The organism is Haloarcula salina, from assembly GCF_010119195.1.
In the GTDB taxonomy this organism is placed as follows: domain Archaea; phylum Halobacteriota; class Halobacteria; order Halobacteriales; family Haloarculaceae; genus Haloarcula; species Haloarcula salina.
The window spans coordinates 323,734-339,941 of the sequence record NZ_WRXL01000002.1 but is presented as its reverse complement, the minus strand read 5'-3'; the positions used below and the strand labels follow the sequence as shown (position 1 = coordinate 339,941).

20 protein-coding genes are annotated in these 16,208 nt (G+C 69.2%); 6 read left to right on the top strand and 14 right to left on the bottom strand.

Features of this window, described 5'->3' with window-relative positions:
* Positions 1 to 42: 42 nt before the first annotated feature.
* Positions 43 to 1,344, bottom strand: a complete 1,302-nt coding sequence (locus tag GM656_RS06700) for a S8 family serine peptidase (protein ID WP_162412893.1) — start codon at positions 1,342 to 1,344, stop codon at positions 43 to 45.
* Positions 1,345 to 1,528: 184 nt separating this feature from the next.
* Here GM656_RS06700 and trpB point away from each other — a divergent pair, with 184 nt between their 5' ends.
* Complete coding sequence (trpB, locus tag GM656_RS06695; RefSeq protein WP_162412892.1) at positions 1,529 to 2,683, top strand: tryptophan synthase subunit beta; 1,155 nt, start codon at positions 1,529 to 1,531, stop codon at positions 2,681 to 2,683.
* 25 nt (positions 2,684 to 2,708) lie between these two features.
* Here trpB and GM656_RS06690 read toward each other — a convergent pair whose 3' ends face one another.
* The 3 genes from GM656_RS06690 to GM656_RS06680 are packed head-to-tail and all read right to left on the bottom strand — an operon-like array spanning position 2,709 to position 5,623.
* On the bottom strand, positions 2,709 to 4,424 hold the full coding sequence (locus GM656_RS06690) for an ABC1 kinase family protein (RefSeq protein ID WP_162412891.1): 1,716 nt from the start codon (positions 4,422 to 4,424) through the stop codon (positions 2,709 to 2,711).
* A gap of 18 nt (positions 4,425 to 4,442) precedes the next feature.
* On the bottom strand, positions 4,443 to 4,799 hold the full coding sequence (locus GM656_RS06685; RefSeq protein WP_162412890.1) for an Hsp20/alpha crystallin family protein: 357 nt from the start codon (positions 4,797 to 4,799) through the stop codon (positions 4,443 to 4,445).
* A gap of 47 nt (positions 4,800 to 4,846) precedes the next feature.
* The gene (locus GM656_RS06680; protein ID WP_162412889.1) at positions 4,847 to 5,623 is read right to left on the bottom strand and encodes a GIDE domain-containing protein; all 777 of its coding nucleotides are present in this window, start codon (positions 5,621 to 5,623) and stop codon (positions 4,847 to 4,849) included.
* 126 nt (positions 5,624 to 5,749) lie between these two features.
* Here GM656_RS06680 and GM656_RS06675 point away from each other — a divergent pair, with 126 nt between their 5' ends.
* On the top strand, positions 5,750 to 6,673 hold the full coding sequence (locus GM656_RS06675) for a molybdopterin-binding protein (RefSeq protein ID WP_162412888.1): 924 nt from the start codon (positions 5,750 to 5,752) through the stop codon (positions 6,671 to 6,673).
* A 1-nt stretch (position 6,674) separates the two neighbouring features.
* Here the strand turns inward: GM656_RS06675 and GM656_RS06670 are convergent, their stop codons facing one another.
* The 6 genes from GM656_RS06670 to ahbB all read right to left on the bottom strand — a co-directional run bounded on the left by GM656_RS06670 (position 6,675) and on the right by ahbB (position 11,265).
* On the bottom strand, positions 6,675 to 7,307 hold the full coding sequence (locus GM656_RS06670; protein WP_162412887.1) for an HAD family hydrolase: 633 nt from the start codon (positions 7,305 to 7,307) through the stop codon (positions 6,675 to 6,677).
* Positions 7,308 to 7,435: 128 nt separating this feature from the next.
* Positions 7,436 to 7,852 carry an LWR-salt protein gene (lwrS, locus tag GM656_RS06665; RefSeq protein ID WP_162412886.1) on the bottom strand — a complete coding sequence of 139 codons (417 nt, stop codon included), beginning with the start codon at positions 7,850 to 7,852 and terminating at the stop codon, positions 7,436 to 7,438.
* 1 nt (position 7,853) lies between these two features.
* A complete protein-coding gene (locus tag GM656_RS06660) occupies positions 7,854 to 8,132 on the bottom strand; it encodes a 4a-hydroxytetrahydrobiopterin dehydratase (protein ID WP_162412885.1) in 279 nt (92 codons plus the stop codon).
* Positions 8,133 to 8,181: 49 nt separating this feature from the next.
* Positions 8,182 to 9,528 carry a glutamyl-tRNA reductase gene (hemA, locus tag GM656_RS06655; protein ID WP_162412884.1) on the bottom strand — a complete coding sequence of 449 codons (1,347 nt, stop codon included), beginning with the start codon at positions 9,526 to 9,528 and terminating at the stop codon, positions 8,182 to 8,184.
* Positions 9,525 to 10,172, bottom strand: a complete 648-nt coding sequence (locus tag GM656_RS06650) for a precorrin-2 dehydrogenase/sirohydrochlorin ferrochelatase family protein (protein WP_162412883.1) — start codon at positions 10,170 to 10,172, stop codon at positions 9,525 to 9,527. Before GM656_RS06650 ends, hemA begins: the two co-directional genes overlap by 4 nt.
* A gap of 37 nt (positions 10,173 to 10,209) precedes the next feature.
* Entirely contained in the window at positions 10,210 to 11,265 is a 1,056-nt protein-coding gene (gene ahbB / locus GM656_RS06645; protein WP_162412882.1) for a siroheme decarboxylase subunit beta, read from the bottom strand.
* A 118-nt stretch (positions 11,266 to 11,383) separates the two neighbouring features.
* Here ahbB and GM656_RS06640 point away from each other — a divergent pair, with 118 nt between their 5' ends.
* Positions 11,384 to 11,689, top strand: coding sequence for a DUF7577 domain-containing protein (locus GM656_RS06640; protein ID WP_162412881.1), 306 nt, complete (start codon positions 11,384 to 11,386; stop codon positions 11,687 to 11,689).
* Here the strand turns inward: GM656_RS06640 and GM656_RS06635 are convergent.
* The 3 genes from GM656_RS06635 to GM656_RS06625 form a co-directional block, all read right to left on the bottom strand.
* A complete protein-coding gene (locus GM656_RS06635) occupies positions 11,676 to 12,086 on the bottom strand; it encodes a DUF5778 family protein (protein ID WP_162412880.1) in 411 nt (136 codons plus the stop codon). The genes GM656_RS06640 and GM656_RS06635 overlap by 14 nt on opposite strands.
* 164 nt (positions 12,087 to 12,250) lie before the next feature.
* Positions 12,251 to 12,445 carry a cold-shock protein gene (locus tag GM656_RS06630; RefSeq protein ID WP_162412879.1) on the bottom strand — a complete coding sequence of 65 codons (195 nt, stop codon included), beginning with the start codon at positions 12,443 to 12,445 and terminating at the stop codon, positions 12,251 to 12,253.
* Between the two features lie 2 nt (positions 12,446 to 12,447).
* Positions 12,448 to 12,642, bottom strand: coding sequence for a cold-shock protein (locus GM656_RS06625; protein WP_162319255.1), 195 nt, complete (start codon positions 12,640 to 12,642; stop codon positions 12,448 to 12,450).
* A gap of 115 nt (positions 12,643 to 12,757) precedes the next feature.
* Here GM656_RS06625 and uppS point away from each other — a divergent pair, with 115 nt between their 5' ends.
* Entirely contained in the window at positions 12,758 to 13,684 is a 927-nt protein-coding gene (gene uppS / locus GM656_RS06620; protein WP_162412878.1) for a polyprenyl diphosphate synthase, read from the top strand.
* A 21-nt stretch (positions 13,685 to 13,705) separates the two neighbouring features.
* On the opposite strand, the gene GM656_RS06615 is transcribed toward uppS, so the two are convergent.
* Positions 13,706 to 14,314 carry an undecaprenyl diphosphate synthase family protein gene (locus GM656_RS06615; RefSeq protein WP_162412877.1) on the bottom strand — a complete coding sequence of 203 codons (609 nt, stop codon included), beginning with the start codon at positions 14,312 to 14,314 and terminating at the stop codon, positions 13,706 to 13,708.
* 101 nt (positions 14,315 to 14,415) lie between these two features.
* Here GM656_RS06615 and GM656_RS06610 point away from each other — a divergent pair, with 101 nt between their 5' ends.
* Together GM656_RS06610 and GM656_RS06605 are read left to right on the top strand one after the other, a co-directional pair.
* Complete coding sequence (locus GM656_RS06610) at positions 14,416 to 15,777, top strand: DUF92 domain-containing protein (protein ID WP_162412876.1); 1,362 nt, start codon at positions 14,416 to 14,418, stop codon at positions 15,775 to 15,777.
* Positions 15,774 to 16,202, top strand: coding sequence for a GNAT family N-acetyltransferase (locus GM656_RS06605; protein WP_162412875.1), 429 nt, complete (start codon positions 15,774 to 15,776; stop codon positions 16,200 to 16,202). Before GM656_RS06610 ends, GM656_RS06605 begins: the two co-directional genes overlap by 4 nt.
* Positions 16,203 to 16,208: the final 6 nt, after the last annotated feature.

Genomic DNA, 16,208 nt, shown 5'->3' with positions numbered 1-16,208 from the left:
CGGGGCGGACAGCAAAACCCTGTCGCAGGCTCAAAACGAGATTTAAGTCGCCGACTCGTTGGTCGCGGCCCGGACGGCGCGGTCCGGTGCCACCTCGCCGTGACCGGTCGCGGCGTCGATACCCGGTCGGCCGACGTCTCGGGCCGTGAGTTCGAGCAGGAGCGCAGCCCGCCGCGGCGACAGCGTCGGGTCGGCGTCCAGCAACAGCGCGGCGGTCCCGCCGACGTAGGGGACCGCGGCTGAGGAACCGACGAACTCGGACGACGACGCGTCGGCGAAGCGACGGTCGGGCGCGACGAGGTCGACACCCGTCCGCCCGTCGGCCGTCGGCCCGCGCGAACTGTACGGTTCGACCCGATCGACGCGGGTGTTGTAGGCCCCGACGGTGACCGCGCCGCGGGCGGTCCCCGGCGCGACGACGCTCCCGTCGGCGACCGCGTGCTGGAACTCGTGGGTCGGCGACACCAGCCGCACGCGGGTCCCCGTCGGCTCGCTCGGCCCGTGAACGACGAGGTAGTAGCGCCCCGGCTCCACGTCGGCGACGATGCGCTCGTTCGGGACCGCGTCGGCGCGGTACGGCTGTGAGCGGGCGACGAGCCGGGAGACGGTGCCGTTTGTCCGGTACAGTTCGGCGGTGTAGTCCTCGTTCCGCCCCTCCCGGCCCCAGGAGAGCCAGACGGTCATCTCGGTGTCGCCGCGGACGAAGTTCCGGCGGCTGTCGTTCGCGAACAGCACCGTCCCGTTCGCCGCGGTCTCGCCATCGTAGCGCCCCGACCAGTGGGACTCGGCGAGGTTCCCCGTCGGCGCGACGAACAGCACCCCCTCGTTCGCGGCCCGCGTCGTCGCCCTGGCGACCGGCCCGGTCCCGTCGCCGGGCTGGCCGTAGAACGCGACCGGCGCGACGATCACGTCGACTCCTTCGGCGAGGAGCCAGTCGACCGCGCGCCGGTAGCTGTCGACGCCGTCGACGCGCGCGAGGTAGAGATTGGCGTCCGGGGCAGTCCGGGCGAGCACCCGCGCCGCGGCCGTTCCGTGGTCGTCGTCGCCGGCGCGTAGCCCTCTGGTCCCGAACGCGCGCGTCTCGGCGACGTGCGGCCGAAGACCCCCACGGCGGACGTCGAATCCGGTCGGATCGACGACGCCGACGGAGACGTTCTCGCCGGTGACGCCGGCGGCGTGGAGGGCCGCGAATCGCCCGCTGGACGCACCGTCGGCGCTCGATCGACCTGCGCTCGAGGGCGAGGCGTCCGGATCGTCGAGCGACGTCGTCGCCAGCGCGCCGATTCCGGCGGTGAGCGCCAGCACCGCCAGCGACGCGGCGACCAGCGCGCTCCGTTCACGCATCGGCGCTCACCGCCCGAAGCCCGCGGCTCACGACCGACAGACGGCGGGCGACCGCTCGGCTCGACATGCACGTCGCCTCGACCGCCAGCCCCTAATCAGTACGGCACGCTCAAAACCACGTTTGAGTCGGATCGGTCGGGCGACAGTAGACACACCTATTATCGGAGCCGTTCACAGCGGGCGTATGACGGACGGAGACTTCGACGGCTACGGCGGCCGGTACGTGCCGGAACCGCTGGAAGAGCCGCTCGAACAGCTAGCGACCGCGTACGACGAGCACAAGGACGACGAGGCGTTCCGGGCCGAACTCCGAACGCTACTCGAGGACTTCGCCGGGCGGCCGACGCCGCTGTTCCACGCGGCGAACCTGAGCGAGCGCTGGGGCGCGGAGATCTACCTCAAGCGCGAGGATCTTCTCCACGGCGGGGCCCACAAGATCAACAACACGCTCGGGCAGGCCCTGCTCGCCAAGAAGGCCGGCCGAACCCGGCTCATCGCGGAGACCGGTGCAGGCCAGCACGGGACGGCCACGGCGATGGCCGGCGCGCTCCTCGGGCTCGACACGGAGATCTACATGGGCAAGAAGGACGTGGAGCGCCAGCAGATGAACGTCTTCAGGATGCGCCTGATGGGGGCCGAGGTCAACGAGGTGACCCGCGGGGGCGAGGGCCTCGCCGACGCCGTCGACGCCGCGCTCGAGGACTTCGCCGAGAACGTCGACGACACCCACTACCTCGTGGGCTCGGTCGTCGGGCCGGACCCGTTCCCGCGGATGGTCCGGGACTTCCAGAGCGTCATCGGCCGCGAGGCCCGCGAGCAATTTCAGGACCGCACCGGCGACCTGCCCGACGCCGCGGTCGCCTGCGTCGGCGGCGGGAGCAACGCCATGGGGCTGTTCCACGCCTTTCGCGACGACGACGTGGCCTTCTACGGGGCCGAGGGCGGCGGCGAGGGAGCCGACTCCGAGCGCCACGCCGCGCCGCTGGCCGAGGGCGACGACGACGTGCTCCACGGGATGAAGACCCGCGTCATCGACGACGACGTGGAGGTCCACTCCGTCTCGGCCGGCCTCGACTACCCCGGCGTCGGCCCTGAACACGCCATGTTTCGCGCGGTCGGCCGCGCGGAGTACCGCGGCGTCACGGACGACGACGCCCTCGACGCGTTCCGCGAACTCAGCGAGGCCGAGGGGATCATCCCCGCGCTGGAGACGAGCCACGGGCTCGCGCTGGCGAAACAACTGGCCGCGGAGGGCGACCACGAGACGCTCCTCGTCAATCTCTCGGGGCGCGGCGACAAGGACATGGAGCAGGCCGCACAGCTGTTCGACCTGTCCTGACGCCCCCGCGACCGACGGCGCCCCGTCAGTCGCTCCCGTAGGCGTCCTCGCCGTCCTCGGCGTAGCTCGTGTCGAGCGTGGCGCTCTCGCGCTCTCGCTCGCGCATGCTCTGACGGGTGAACTGCGGCTTGGCCCGGACGCTCTTTTTCGACCGGAACGACCACCACAGCGCCACGGTCAGGGCGGCGACGCCGACGAGCCCGACGGCGACGACGGGGAGCGTCGCCTGCGCGTAGAGGTACACCGTCGAGAACAGCGTGCTCGCGAGCAACATCCCGAGGATGAGCCGCTTGGTCATCGTCGCGAGCAGGCCGTCCGAGTCCTCGATATCGGCCCGGACGGTGAGGTCCTCGCGCTCGACTCTGTCGAGGACCGACTCCAGTTTCGGTGGGATGCGAACGGCCGAGCGCGTGGCGTCGGTGACCTCGGTGGCGCGGTCTTCGAGGTAGTTCCGGGCCCCCTCCGCGATGTACCCCTCGCTCCGGAGGTAGTCTGTCGCGACCTCGATGAAGTCGAAGTCCGGGTCGAGCGTCACGCAGACCCCCTCGACGACGGTGGCGACGCGGAGGACGAGCGCCAGGTTCGACGGGAGGCGAAGCGGGAACTCGTAGATGGTGTCCTCGACCTGCTGGATGATCTGCTGGACGCGGTACTGCTCGATGTCCTCGCCGCGGGCGTCGGCGATGGCGAGCTCCATCACGTCGCCCATCACCTGCCGGTCGGCCTCCGGCGAGAGCGTCCCCATCTCGATGAGCGCGTCGAGGATGGCGTCGATGTCCTGGTCGGCGACGGCGGCGTAGAACTCGACGATCTTGTCCTGGACGAACGGGTCGACCCGTCCGGACATCCCGAAGTCGTAGAAGACGAGCGTGCCGTCGCCCTGGACCGCGAGGTTTCCCGGGTGGGGGTCGGCGTGGAAGACGCCGTCGTCGATGATCATCTGGAGGTACGCCTGCTGGAGCGTCCGGGCCAGTTCGGTCCGGTCGACGCCGCGCTCGTCGAGGTCGTCGATGTCGTTGATCTTCGTTCCGGGAACGTACTCCATCGTCAGCACGCGCCGCGTCGAGTGGGACTCCTCGACGCTCGGGATGCAGATGCGGTCGTTCTCGAGGAAGTTCTCCCGGATTTCGGTGAGCATCCGGGCCTCGCGCTGGTAGTCCATCTCCTCGCGGATGGTCTTCGCGAACTCGTCGGCGAGCGTCTCCAGCGAGAACGACCGCGACTCGTCGATGAAGTACATCAGCAGCGGCAGCGACCAGCGAATCACCCGCAGGTCGGCCTCGACGAGGTCCTCGATATTGGGCCGGCGGATCTTCACGGCGACCCGCTCGCCGTCGATCTCGGCGAGGTACACCTGCCCGAGCGACGCTCCGCTGATCGCGTCCGAGTCGAACTCCTCGAAGCGCTCGTCGACGGGCCCGAGTTCGTCCTCGATGACTCGCTTCGCGTCCGCCCAGTCCGCCGGTGGGACGCGGTCCTGAAGCTTCGAGAACTCCTCGATGTACTCCGGCGGGAGGATGTCCGGCCGCGTCGACAGCAGTTGCCCGAGCTTGATGAACGTCGGCCCGAGCGTCAGCAGCGAGTCGAGCAGGTCCTGGGCGCGCTCGCGGCGCTGTTCCGGGGTGACGCGCCGGGGCGATCCGGCGACGAGGAACCGCTTCCGGTCCCGGGCGTACGCGACCAACAGCGGCAGGAACTGCCGAGCGACGACGAAGAACCGCCAGTACGCGCGAACGTTCACCGGCTGGGCACCCCGGTGTCAGTCCTCGCCGATCGGGATGGTCGTGCTCGGCGCGGCGGTCGCCTTCGGAAGCCGAAGTTCGAGGACGCCGTTTTCGACCGTCCCCTCCGCGCCCTGCCCGGTCGTGTCGGGCGGGAGCGGGAGTTCCACGTCGAGAAACACCGAGCGGTCCTCCCGGACGAACCGGAACTCGCCCGGGGCGTCCTTGGTCCGTTGCCCTTCGATGCGGAGCCGACCGCCCTCGACGGTCGCGTCGATCGACTCCGCGGTCACGCCCGGCAGGTCCAGCACGAACAGGTACGCGTCCTCGGATTCGAGCACGTCCGCGAACACGGCGTCGGGGAGATCCCGGAGCGCCTCACGCAGGGCAGGCATACGCGCTCGTTGGGATTGCGCGGTGGTAAACCCGACGGTATCGGTCACTACCACAGGCCGCTCAGGAGGAAGACGAGGCCGAAGCCGGCGACGACCGTCCCGAGAACCGCCCGCCAGAGCCCGCCGCGCGCGATTCGCCACGCGGTTCCTCGCTCGCTGGTGTCCGAGATGACGAACACGGGCGTCCCGTCACCGTCCCCGACGACGGCGTCGACGAGGTTGCTGCCCCACTCCGTCGCCGGCCCCCGTCTCGCCAGCCCGTAGACGTACACCTGCTCGCCGGCGTCGAGTCGCTGCTCGGTGAAGCGCTGTCTGTTGCCGACGCTGAGTTCGGTCACCAGCAGATTCACCGTTCCGTCCTGCGCGTCGACGCCCGGCGTCCGCTCGACGTACGCGGCCAGTCGGTCCGGCAGTTCCGTGCCCGGCGGGACGGTCACCGAGTGGGACTCGAAGCGCACGTCCGCTCCGTCGGGATTCACCCGCACGCGGTCACTGCCGTCGTCGACGACGAAGTCGACGCCGGCCTGCCCCTGGTCCAGCGTCTCCCAGTTCGAGTGCTTCCCGGACGACCGGAGCTCCTCGACCTCGTAGGTGTAGGCCAGGCACTCGCTTCCGGTGAAGGGCGCAGTCACCGTACCGGCGTCCTCGTCGGCGACCGCCGTGCCGGTGATCTCGACCGGGCCGGTGTAGCCGTCCAGGTCGCGGATGGGGACGGGGTCGTTCCGGAGGACGTGGAAGACGGTGCGGAGCTCGCGGCTGCCGCCGACGAGCAGGTAGCCGCCGACCGCGAGGAGGACGAGACCGAAGAGCTGCGGGAGGACCATGTTCCGATACCGGATGCCGGCGGGCAAAAGCGTTCGCGGTGGCCGCCCGGGGCCGTCGCGCACACTTCGAGCGGATGACTGGGCCCTACTCGGGGCGTTTTTCCCCCGCCGCTCGCTAGTGCGGGCATGGTCGACTCCTCGCCGTCGGACGCCGAGACGGTCTCGCTCGAAGCCGCGCGCCGGGAACTCGGTCGCCTCGCCGCGCCCGTCGACCGGACGGACCGGGTCCCGCTCTCGGTCGCCGTCGGACGGGTCCTCGCAGCGGACGCCACGGCGGCTGCGCCCGTCGACTCAGCCGATCTCGCGGCCGATGAGACGATCTTCCAGACCGGCCGTCGGATCCGTCCCTCGGACGTTGGCCTTCTGAAGGCGGCGGGCGTCAACGAACTTCGCGTCCGACAGCGACCGCAGGTCGGCGTCGTCCCGACCGGCGACGAACTGGACGACGCGGCCGGCGGCGACCGCGCCGAGACGGCCGGTTTCACGCTCGCGCAGTACGTCGACCGCTGGGGCGGGAAGGTGACCTACCGGAACCCCGTCGCGGACGACGCCCCGGCGCTCCGCATGGCCGTCCAGCGCGACCTGACGCGGGACGCCATCGCCGTCACGGGGACCGAACCCGGCGATACGCTCCGAGAAGTGGTCGCCGACCTCGGCGACGTGCTCACCGACCGTATCGCAATCGCCCCGGGCGAGAACACCGGACTCGCCGTCGTCGAGGGACGACCAGTGCTGTTGCTCCCGGAGTCGCCGGCCGGCGTGCGCGTCGGGGCGACGCAGTTGCTCCGGCCGCTGGTGAAGACACTCGCGGGCGCGCCGCTGACGCCGTTCCCGGAGCGACACGCCGAACTCGCCCGGGACGTCGACACCGACGCGTCGCACCGGACGTTCGTTCCCGTGACGGTCGACGGGGACGAAGTGACGCCGATCGCTGGGAGCGACCTCGGGACGGTCACCCGAGCGGACGGCTGGATGTCGATCCCGCCCGAGTCAGACGGACCGGCGGTCGGAACGACCGCCACCGTCGAGAACTGGGACTACCTCCCCTGACCTACGCGAGGTCGAGCAGCGACGAGACGCGTCGGTCGCCGCGGACGCATCGGCCGGTCTCCGACGCCGGCCGGCGGCTGACGTGGACGCCGTCGAGTCCCGCGTTCCACGCGGCTCCGATGTCAGTCGGGTTGTCGCCAGCGAGGACGCCGCTGTGTCCGTTGTGCGCGACGTTCATGTCCCGCATGGCCGTCTGGACCGGCCGCGGGTCGGGCTTCCAGCCGATGTCGTCGTCACAGCAGATCACCGTCTCGAACCAGTCGGCGATGTCGAGGTGTTCGAGCACCGGTTCGGTGAGGTACTGCTGGCAGTGCGTGACGAGGCCGGTGGGGGCGTCCAGTTCGGTGAGGAAGCGCTCGGCGTCGTCGTAGAGGTACGTCGCCTCGGCGCGCGCCACGGGATTTTCCTCCTCGTGGAACAGCCGCCAGAACTCCTCCTGTTCGATGTCGCGCTCTTTCAGGCACTCGGACCGTGTCCCACCGAACCCGTACCAGAGCGCGTCGCTCTCGCGGTCGGTGAACTCGACGCCGAGGCGGTCGCCCACGGCGCCCATCACCGTTCGGGGATACTCTGGCTCGATATCGACGAGCGTGCCGTCGAGGTCGAACAGCCAGAAGTCGTATTCGGTGGTCATGAGGGATACGTGAGTATGTGGCACGCAGGTATAGTCTTTCTGTGCCTACCCGCAGTTGTACGGTGTATAATACGCCGTAGACACTCTCTACACCGCCGCGTCGTCCCGTAGATCGGTGCGCCCCACGACTATCGAACGCGAATCGAACTCCCGAGGTACGTCCGCAGGACCGCGTCGACCGTGTCGGGGTCGAACCGGTCCAGGTCAGCCGCAATCGCTTCCCGAAGCGCCGCTAGGTAGTCGTCGTCCGTCCGCAGTTCGCTGAACGACGCCGACTCGACCGGCCAGCCGAGTTCGTCCGCGGCCAGTCGCCGAAAGTGGGTCTCGTCGGCCAGTTCCCCGCGCCAGAGCATGTCGCGGAAGAACAGCCAGCCGTCGGTCCCCGGGGGGTCGGCCGCTCGGTACAGCGTCGTCTCGAAGCGGTCGGGGTCGGTCCACAGCCCGTCGGCCGCTGACGGCAGACGGACCTCGATCCGAAAGACGTAGCGCGCGCTCGCGCCGTCCGGTTCGGTCGGTCGCAGCGAGGCGATGCTCTCTGGCCCCACGTCAGTCGTAGATGCCGTTCAGCCGCTCGGCCAAATCGATGTCCTTCTCGGTGATGCCGCCGGCGTCGTGGGTGGTCAGTCGCACCTCGACCTCGCCCCAGCGGACGGTCATCTCCGGGTGGTGCCAGGCGTCCTCGGCGAGGCCGGCCGCGGCGCTCAGAAAGCCCGAGGCGTCCAGGTACCCGTCGAACTCGAAGACGCGGACGATTTCGTCTCCGTCGCGGGACCACTCGTTCGGGAGTCGCTCGGCGATCTCGTCGTCTGTGAGCAGGTCTGCCATACCCGTCACGTCGGACGGCCCGCTGAAAAAGGTGGCCCGACCGTCGGATTCAGTCGTCGGACAGTTGGTCCAGCATCGCGTTCGGAATCTCCTCTCGCATCCCGTCGGGAATGTCCTCGACGGCCATTCCCTCGACGAACGCGGGCGGCTCCGTCTGGTCGAGGCTGCCGAAGTCCGGGTCGAACAGTTGCAGGGCGGTGTGGATGGTCGACCAGTCGTCGTCTTCCGCGGCGTCGCGCAGGCTCCTCGTCGGCGCGGCGAGGATCTGCGAGACGATGGCGTCGGCCATCGACTCCACGATCTCGGCCTGCTCGTCGTCGAACTCGGCCGCCGAGAGCGCGCGGTTGACCTCCGAGGCCTTCACCTGCTCGGCGCTCTCGTACATCGTCGAGATGACCTCGTCGGCGCGCTTTCGCTTGTACTGGGCGAGCAGGTGCTCGAACTCCTCGTCGACGATGCGTTCGACCGCCTCGGCGGCGCGCCGGCGCTGGCTCCGGGTCTCGGCGGTGACCGACTCCAGCGTGTCGAGGTCGTACACCGTCACCGACGGCAGCCGACCCGCTTCCGCCGGCACGTCCCGTGGCTGTGCGATGTCGACGACGGAGACCTCGCCGGCGTCCTCGAATGACGACACGCCGAAGACCTGGTCACCGCTGCCGGTGGCCGAGACGACGACGCGGGACTCCGAGACGGCCGCGTCGACGGCGTCGAGCGCGACCGCGCTGGCGTCGACATCGACCGACTCGGCCACGTGTTCGGCGTGGGGAACCGTCCGGTTCGCGACGAGCACGCGGTCGACCTCGTCTGCGAGGGCCTTGGCCGCGAGCTGGCCCATCTCGCCCGCGCCGACGACCAGCGCGGTCTCGCCGTCGAGGGAACACTCCTGGTCGAGCAGGCGGACGGCCGCCGAGGCCAGCGAGACGACGCCCTCGTTGATCTCCGTCTCGGTGCGGGCCCGCTCGCCGACGTGGATCGCCTTCATGACGCCGTCTTCCAGCATCGGTCCGACGCCGCCGACGCCGCGAGCCGTCTCGTAAGCGGACCGGAGCTGGCCGAGGATCTGGTCCTCGCCGAGGACGATGGACTCGAGGCCCGCGGCCACTCGGAGCAGGTGGCGCAGGCTCTCTTCGTGGCCCATCTCGACGACGGCGTCGTCGGGGACCGAGCGGGTGAACAGGTCGAGGGCGTCGAGGCCGTCCTCGCGGTCGGAGACGACGACGTACCCCTCAGTCCTGTTACACGTCTGGAGGGCGAACGCCTCCGCGACGGCGGGGTGCGAGAGCAGCGTCTCGACTGCCGCCCGTTCGCTGTCGGCGGCCGCCGTTTCCAACTGGTCGACGCTCGCCCGTTCGTGGGAGATACAGACTCCGACAATGACTCCAGATTCCCCTCTCACAGTTGATCACCAGGTAAGTCTCCGATCACGTCTGTAGCTACTTGCTCTGCCTTGGACCTGCCACTATCTAAAGCCTTCCAAACTTCCCGGGAACTGACAACGGACCGGACGGCGGCGCGCCGGTCTCCGGGTGAGACGCCCCGGTCGCGGAGGTCCTCGCGGAGGTCGCCGACCAGGTCCGCCATCGCCCCGGCGTGTTCGAACTCGTCCTCGAAGCGCTCGCGGAGGTGCTTCGACAGCGCGGGGGCGTTCCCGCCGGTGGCGACGGCGAGCGTCACCGGGTCGTCGCGGACCGTCGCCGGGACGACGACGTGCCCGACGTCCTGCTTCCCGTGGTCGTCGGCCCGGTTGACGAGCGCACCGCGGTCCCGCGCCGCGGACGCCGCCGCCTCGTTCAGCGCCGAGTCGTCCGTCGCGGCGACGACGAGCGCGGGGTCGAGGCGCTCGATCCAGTCGGCCACGCCGTCCGGGGTCGGTGCGGCGCGTACCAACCGGGCGTCGCCGAAATCTCGGTCGGCGAACGCCGGGCTGAGGACGACGACGGTGGCCTCGGCGGCGAATCGCCGTGCCTTGCGGGCGCCGACTGCGCCGCCGCCCACGACCAGCACCGTCTCGCCCTCGAAATCGTGCATGAGGGGGATCACGGTAGCTCGCCTCCCGAGCGACGTGTTCGGTCCACGGTCACGCCGTCTCTGCGTTCTCGCGCGCTCGTTCGTCCAGCCTGATGCCGGTCTTCTTCAGGATGCGCGTCGAGAACAGCGTGTCCCAGTCGTCCTCGGTCACGTCCCAGTACTCGGCCATCCGGTCGCGGACCTGCCCGATGCGCTCCTCGCTCTCGGCCTCGGAGCGGCCGTGCGTCATCGCGAAGAAGTTGTACGGCCAGACGCCGTCGTGGCGGGGACGCTCGTAGCAGTGCGTGACGAAGTCGAACTCGGCGATGGCCGGCCCGACCTCGTCGATGACCTCGTCGGGGACGTCCCAGACGGTCATGCCGTTCTCGCTGTAGCCGAGCGCGTAGTGGTTCGGGATGACCCCGACGCGGCGCACCTTGTCCTCCGCGTCGAAGCGCGTGATCGTCTCGACCACCCAGTCCACGTCGGCGTCGATCTCGGCTGCCACGTCGGCGTACGGCGTCGCCGTCACCGGCAGGCCGTCCTGAATCGCCAGCACGAGGTCGAGTTCGTCGGCGGTCAGCAAGCGCTCGCCCGTCGGCGTCACGTCTGGCCCTAGGTCCGAGCAGTCGATCCCCTGCGTCTGTGGCCCCTCGACGGGGAACTTCGCGCCGACGTGGAACTCCTGTTGCTTGGGGAGGTTGTACGTGGCCTCGCCGGTCTCCGCCTCGATTTCCGCGAGGACTTCCTCGACTCGGTCCTCGTCGGCGACGGAGAGGACGAACCACATGTTGAGGTGCGGGTGTTCGCGCTCGTAGTTGTGCGCCACCTCGGGATGGGCGTTGATCAGGTCGGCGTGCTCGTCGTAGCCGTCCTCGGGCGCGTGAGTCGCCACGAGCGTCGCCGTCCCGCCGATCTCCTCGGCGTTGATGAGGGCTCCGAACCGCGTCAGGACGCCCGCTTCGTCGAGTCGCTGGACCCGCTCGAGTAACTCGTCCGCGTCGATGTCGATACCGTGGTCCGAGAGGGCCGCCGCCGCGGGTTCGAACGGCCGCTCGGTGACCGGAAAGCCGCCCTGGAAGGCGTTCAGCACCGCGCGGTCCACGGTCCCCAGGTCTTCGCTCATGGGTGACGGTGAGGGTTCTGCGGATAAAAGCGACGCGGACGGGCCGTCCCAGCCCACGTGCGGGCCGAGCGCGGCGCAGTTGCGGAGGATTTTACCGCGTCCGTCCCGTCGCTAGTCCGTGGACATCTCGACGGGCGAACTGGCGTTCAGACTGCTGGTGTACGGGGTCGTCCTCGCAGGCGTCCCGCTGTCGTTCGTCCTCCTGTTCCGACTCATGGACTACGCGGCCCACGAGCCGCTGGTCGAACAGTTCAGCGGCCAACGAAACGCCCGCGACACCGGCCAGCTCAACGCCTACTTCGAGTCCGCCGGCATGGCGGCGACGACGTGTCGCATCTGCGGAGCCGCGAACGGTCCGGACTACACGTACTGCCACAACTGCCAGGAGCGTCTGGCGGGCGGCGACGACGCTAGTCGCCCTTGACGCCGGTGACTCCGTAGCCGGCGTCTTCGATGTCGGCCAAAATCCCCTCGTGGTCTGCGCCGGCCTCGTAGTAGAACACCAGGTCGAACGACCCGTTTCGCAGGAGCTGCTGGCACTCCCAGACGAACTCCTCGCCGTCGAGCGTGCGGCCCTGGTGCTGGTTCGACGCGAACTCCGGGTCGTCGCTGCCCGAGTAGACGAACGTGTCCTTCGGGTCCAGCCCCGCGCCCGTGGCGATGATCTCGCCCACCTCGATGGTGGACTGCATCATCTCGATCTCGTCGCTGCCGTCGTACTCGGTGTGGACGACCGCGCCGTTGAGCTGGATCTCGCCCGGCTCCAGCAGCTGCTTGGTCCGTCGGTAGAGGTCCTCGTCGAGTGCATCGGCCTCGCTCATACCGTGGCGTCCGCGACGAGGTCCCTAAGGCACTTCGGATTCCGACCGCTGGCCGGGTGAAACCGAAGATATTCCGGACTTCGACCGAATGACGTGTGAGCAGCGAGTACAGCGGCCGCTCACCGTGGTTCGACACCACGCTTCGAGAAGCGAGTCGCGCTCGCTTACAGCCGTGTGAGGTTCTTCGCGCGCGGGCCCTTGTCGGCCTGCTCGATGTCGAACTCCACTTCCTGGCCCTCCTCGAGGTCGGGGCCTTCGATGTCTTCCATGTGGAAGAACACGTCTTCGTCGGAGTCTTCGGTGTCGATGAAACCGTACCCGCCCGTGTCGTTGAAGAAGTCGACAGTTCCTGTAGCCATGGTCACAGCCGTTTGAGATTGGTCGCCCGCGGACCCTTGTCCGCTTGCTCGATGTCGAACTCGACCTCCTGCCCCTCCTCTAGGTCGGGGCCGCCGACGTCTTCCATGTGGAAGAACACGTCCTCGTCAGCGTCGTCAGTCTCGATGAAGCCGTAACCGCCTGTGTCGTTGAAGAAGTCAACCGTACCGGTCGCCATTGCATCTCGAATGACGCCCCCGGACGTATTAAAACTATGCGCAAATATTTCCAGGGATTAGGCGGGAAATAACTGAACGGGGCCGCTTCCACAAAGCCCTTATTGAGTGGTTGAAATGTACACAACGATGATTTCGAGGGGGAAGCGATTGGGCTATGCGGCGTACGAGCGACTCTTGCAGTTGGAAGTATCGGGGACGCCGGACCACGTGGCGGTTATCATGGACGGGAACCGGCGGTATGCGCGAAAGCGCGGCTCTGAGACGCAAGCGGGCCACCGCGAGGGCGCGGAGACCACCGAGGCGCTGTTGAACTGGTGTGACGAACTCGACGTTCGGGAAGTGACGCTGTACACCTTCTCGACGGAGAACTTCAACCGCGACCCCGAGGAGCGCGAGCACATCTTCGATCTGGTCGAGCGAAAGCTCCGGACCTTCGCCGACGCCGACCGGGTCCACGAGGCCGGCGTCTGCATCCGCGCCATCGGCGAGACCGAGATGCTCCCCGATCGGGTCCGCGACGCCATCGACTACGCGGAGGGGCGGACGGCCCAGTACGACCGGCTCAATCTCAACGTCGCGCTGGCCTACGGCGGCCGGGCGGAACTGCTCGGTGCGGCCCGCGAGGTGGCCGGCGCGGTCGAATCGGGCGACCTCGACCCGGACGACGTGACCGCCGAGACCGTCGAGGAGCGGCTCTACGAGGGCCCGACACGCGACGTGGACCTCATCGTCCGCACCGGCGGCGACGAGCGCACGTCGAACTTCCTGCCGTGGCACGCGAACGGCAACGAGGCCGCGACGTTCTTCTGTACGCCGTACTGGCCGGAGTTCCGGAAGGTCGACTTCCTCCGTGCCATCCGCACCTACGAGAACCGCGAGCAGTCGTGGCGGACGACGCGCGCCCAGCGCTCGCTCGCGCTGGTCCGCGCCATCGAGCAGTCGGAGATGCCGACGGCGAAGCGCATCCTCGGTCGGTTCCGGGACGCGCTGCCGAGCGCCGAGCGCGAGCAACTGGACGAAGAGTACGAGATCGCCGATTGAGACGGACAGCGACCCGTCCAGTTACCGGCCGAAGCGGCGCTGGCGCTCCTGGTAGTCCCGCAGCGCCCGCAGGTAGTCCCGCTGCCTGAAGTTCTGCCAGTTCACGTCCGTGAAATACAGCTCCGAGTACACCGACTGCCAGATCATGAAGTCCGAGAGGCGCTCGGCCCCCGTCTTGATGACGAGGTCCGGGGCCGTCGGGAACACGAGGTGTTCCTCGACGGCGGCCTCGTCGATGTCGTCGGGGGCGAGCGCTCCCCGGTCGACGTCTTCGGCGAGCTTCTGGACGGCCGTGGCGAACTCCGACTTGCCGCCCAGCCCGATCGAGACCTGAATGGGGGCGTCGGCGGTCGACTCGTCGTCCGGCACGCGGACGGCCATCTCCATCGGCGCGGTCACGTTCTCGAGCTCGCGCCGGAGCGTCGGGATCGCCTCCTCGTCGAGGACGCTCACGTAGACGACGACGGTCTCGGTGCCGTACTGGACGGCCCAGTCGAAGAAGCGCTCGAGCGTGTCGTACGCGCCGTCGCCGAGCAGGTCGCGCTCCGTGATCACGAGGGCGACCGTCTCGGGCAGGTGGGCGTCGCTCAGACGCACGCGGGTCGCCAGGTACCGGTCGTAGAGTCCCACGCCCGGCGGTATGCCGACTGCCCGCCTAAATCTCACGGTCGACGGGGCCGCCACGCTCTGAAAGGGAAAGGGTAAGTGCCTCTCGGGGATACCGATTCCACGTGACCTCGACAGTCCGTCGGGCGGGCGGGTTCGCCGCCGTGGGGACGCTCGCGTTCGTCGTCCCGGCCGCGACCGGCGTTCGCTCGCTCGACCTCGCGACTGTCGCCGCCGTCGCGCCGTTCGTCGCCGTCGCCGCCGTCGCCGTGACAGCCGTCGACCAGGGCTCGTCGTGGTTCGACCTGTTCGCCCGCCCCGGCGACTACGAGGACGGGAAGCTGTACGGCCTGGCGGCCTTCGCGCTGGCCGCCGCCGGATTGGCGCTGCTTGCCGTCCGATTCGGCCTCCCGGTCCCCGTGTTCGTCGGCGTGGTGCTGCTCGTCGCCTACGGCAACCTCGGCCAGCGCCTCGCCTACACCGTCCGCACCGACGAGTTCGTCGCGACCGCCGGCTTCGTCGTCGTCGGATTCGTCGCCGCCGTTGCCGGACAGGTGTTCGGCACGCGGATACAGACCGCCGTCGGCGCGTCCGGCGCGGACCCACTTGCCGTTCCGACCGTGCTGTTTCTCGGCGCCAGCGGCGCGTTCGTCGCCGCACTGCTCCGGTCGGTGCTGTTCGAACGCGACGACCCGCTGGTGATGCTCACCGTCGGCCTCCTGCTGTGGCTGTTCTTCGAACTCGACCCGTCCGTGACCGCCCAGCGCGTGGTCGTCGCGCTGGCGGTGACAGTACTGCTCGGCTACCTCTCCTACGCGCTCGATACGGCGTCTCTTCCGGGGATGCTCACCGGCGTCCTCCTCTCGTTTCTGACCATCGTTCTCGGCGGCTTCGGCTGGTTCGCGATGCTCATCACGTTCTTCGGACTCGGCGGGCTCTCGACGAAGTTCCGCTACGACGAGAAGCTCGAACGGGGCATCGCCGAGGAGAACGAGGGCGCGCGCGGCAGCGGGAACGTCCTCGCGAACTCCATCGTCGCGCTGTTCGCCGTCGTCGCCGCGGCGGCGAGTCCGAGCCACATCGCCGTCGACCCCGTGCTGTTCTTCTACGCCTTCGCCGGAGCCGTCGCGGCCGCCATGACGGACACGTTCTCCAGCGAGTTCGGCGGCCTCTACGACAACCCGCGGCTCATCACGACGCTCGAACGCGTCGAACCGGGCACGGACGGCGGCGTCACCTGGCAGGGCGTCGCCGCCGGGCTCGTCGGCGCGGGTCTCATCGCCGGCATCGCCGCGCTCCTCCAGCACGTCTCCCCGCTGGGCGGCGGCGTCATCCTCCTGTGCGGCCTCGTCGGCATGACCGTCGACAGTCTCCTGGGCGCGACCGTCGAGGGGTCGGTCGTCGGGAACCAGGGCGTCAACATGCTCGCCACGCTGGCTGCCGCGATCACCGGCACCGGCCTCGTCGTGGCCGTCGGCCTGGTATGATTCGGGAGGCCCGCCCGAGCGACGAGGCGCGCCTGCGAGCGATCCAGACGAGCGCGCTGGACGAGCCGTGGCCGGAACTGCTCGACGTTGGAATCGAGGGGCCGCCGCTCGTGCTGGTGCTCGACGCCGGCGAGCCCGCCGCCTACGCGCTGGTCGTGCCGGACCGCCCGGTCGCGTACCTCGCGGAGTTCGCCGTCGCGCCGGCGATGCAGAGCCAGGGCCTCGGCACAGCGCTCATGGAGGGCCTGCTGGGACGATTGCGAGAGACAGGGTTCGAGACGGTTCGGCTCACCGCGCGCGAGGACGACGAGCGCGCGAGATCGTTCTACGACGGGTTCGGGTTCTCGAAAGCGGAGGCCCTCCCCGACCACTACGACGACGGCGACGGCGTGTTGCTCGTTCGAGAACTCGGTCGCCCGGAGTGAAGGGAA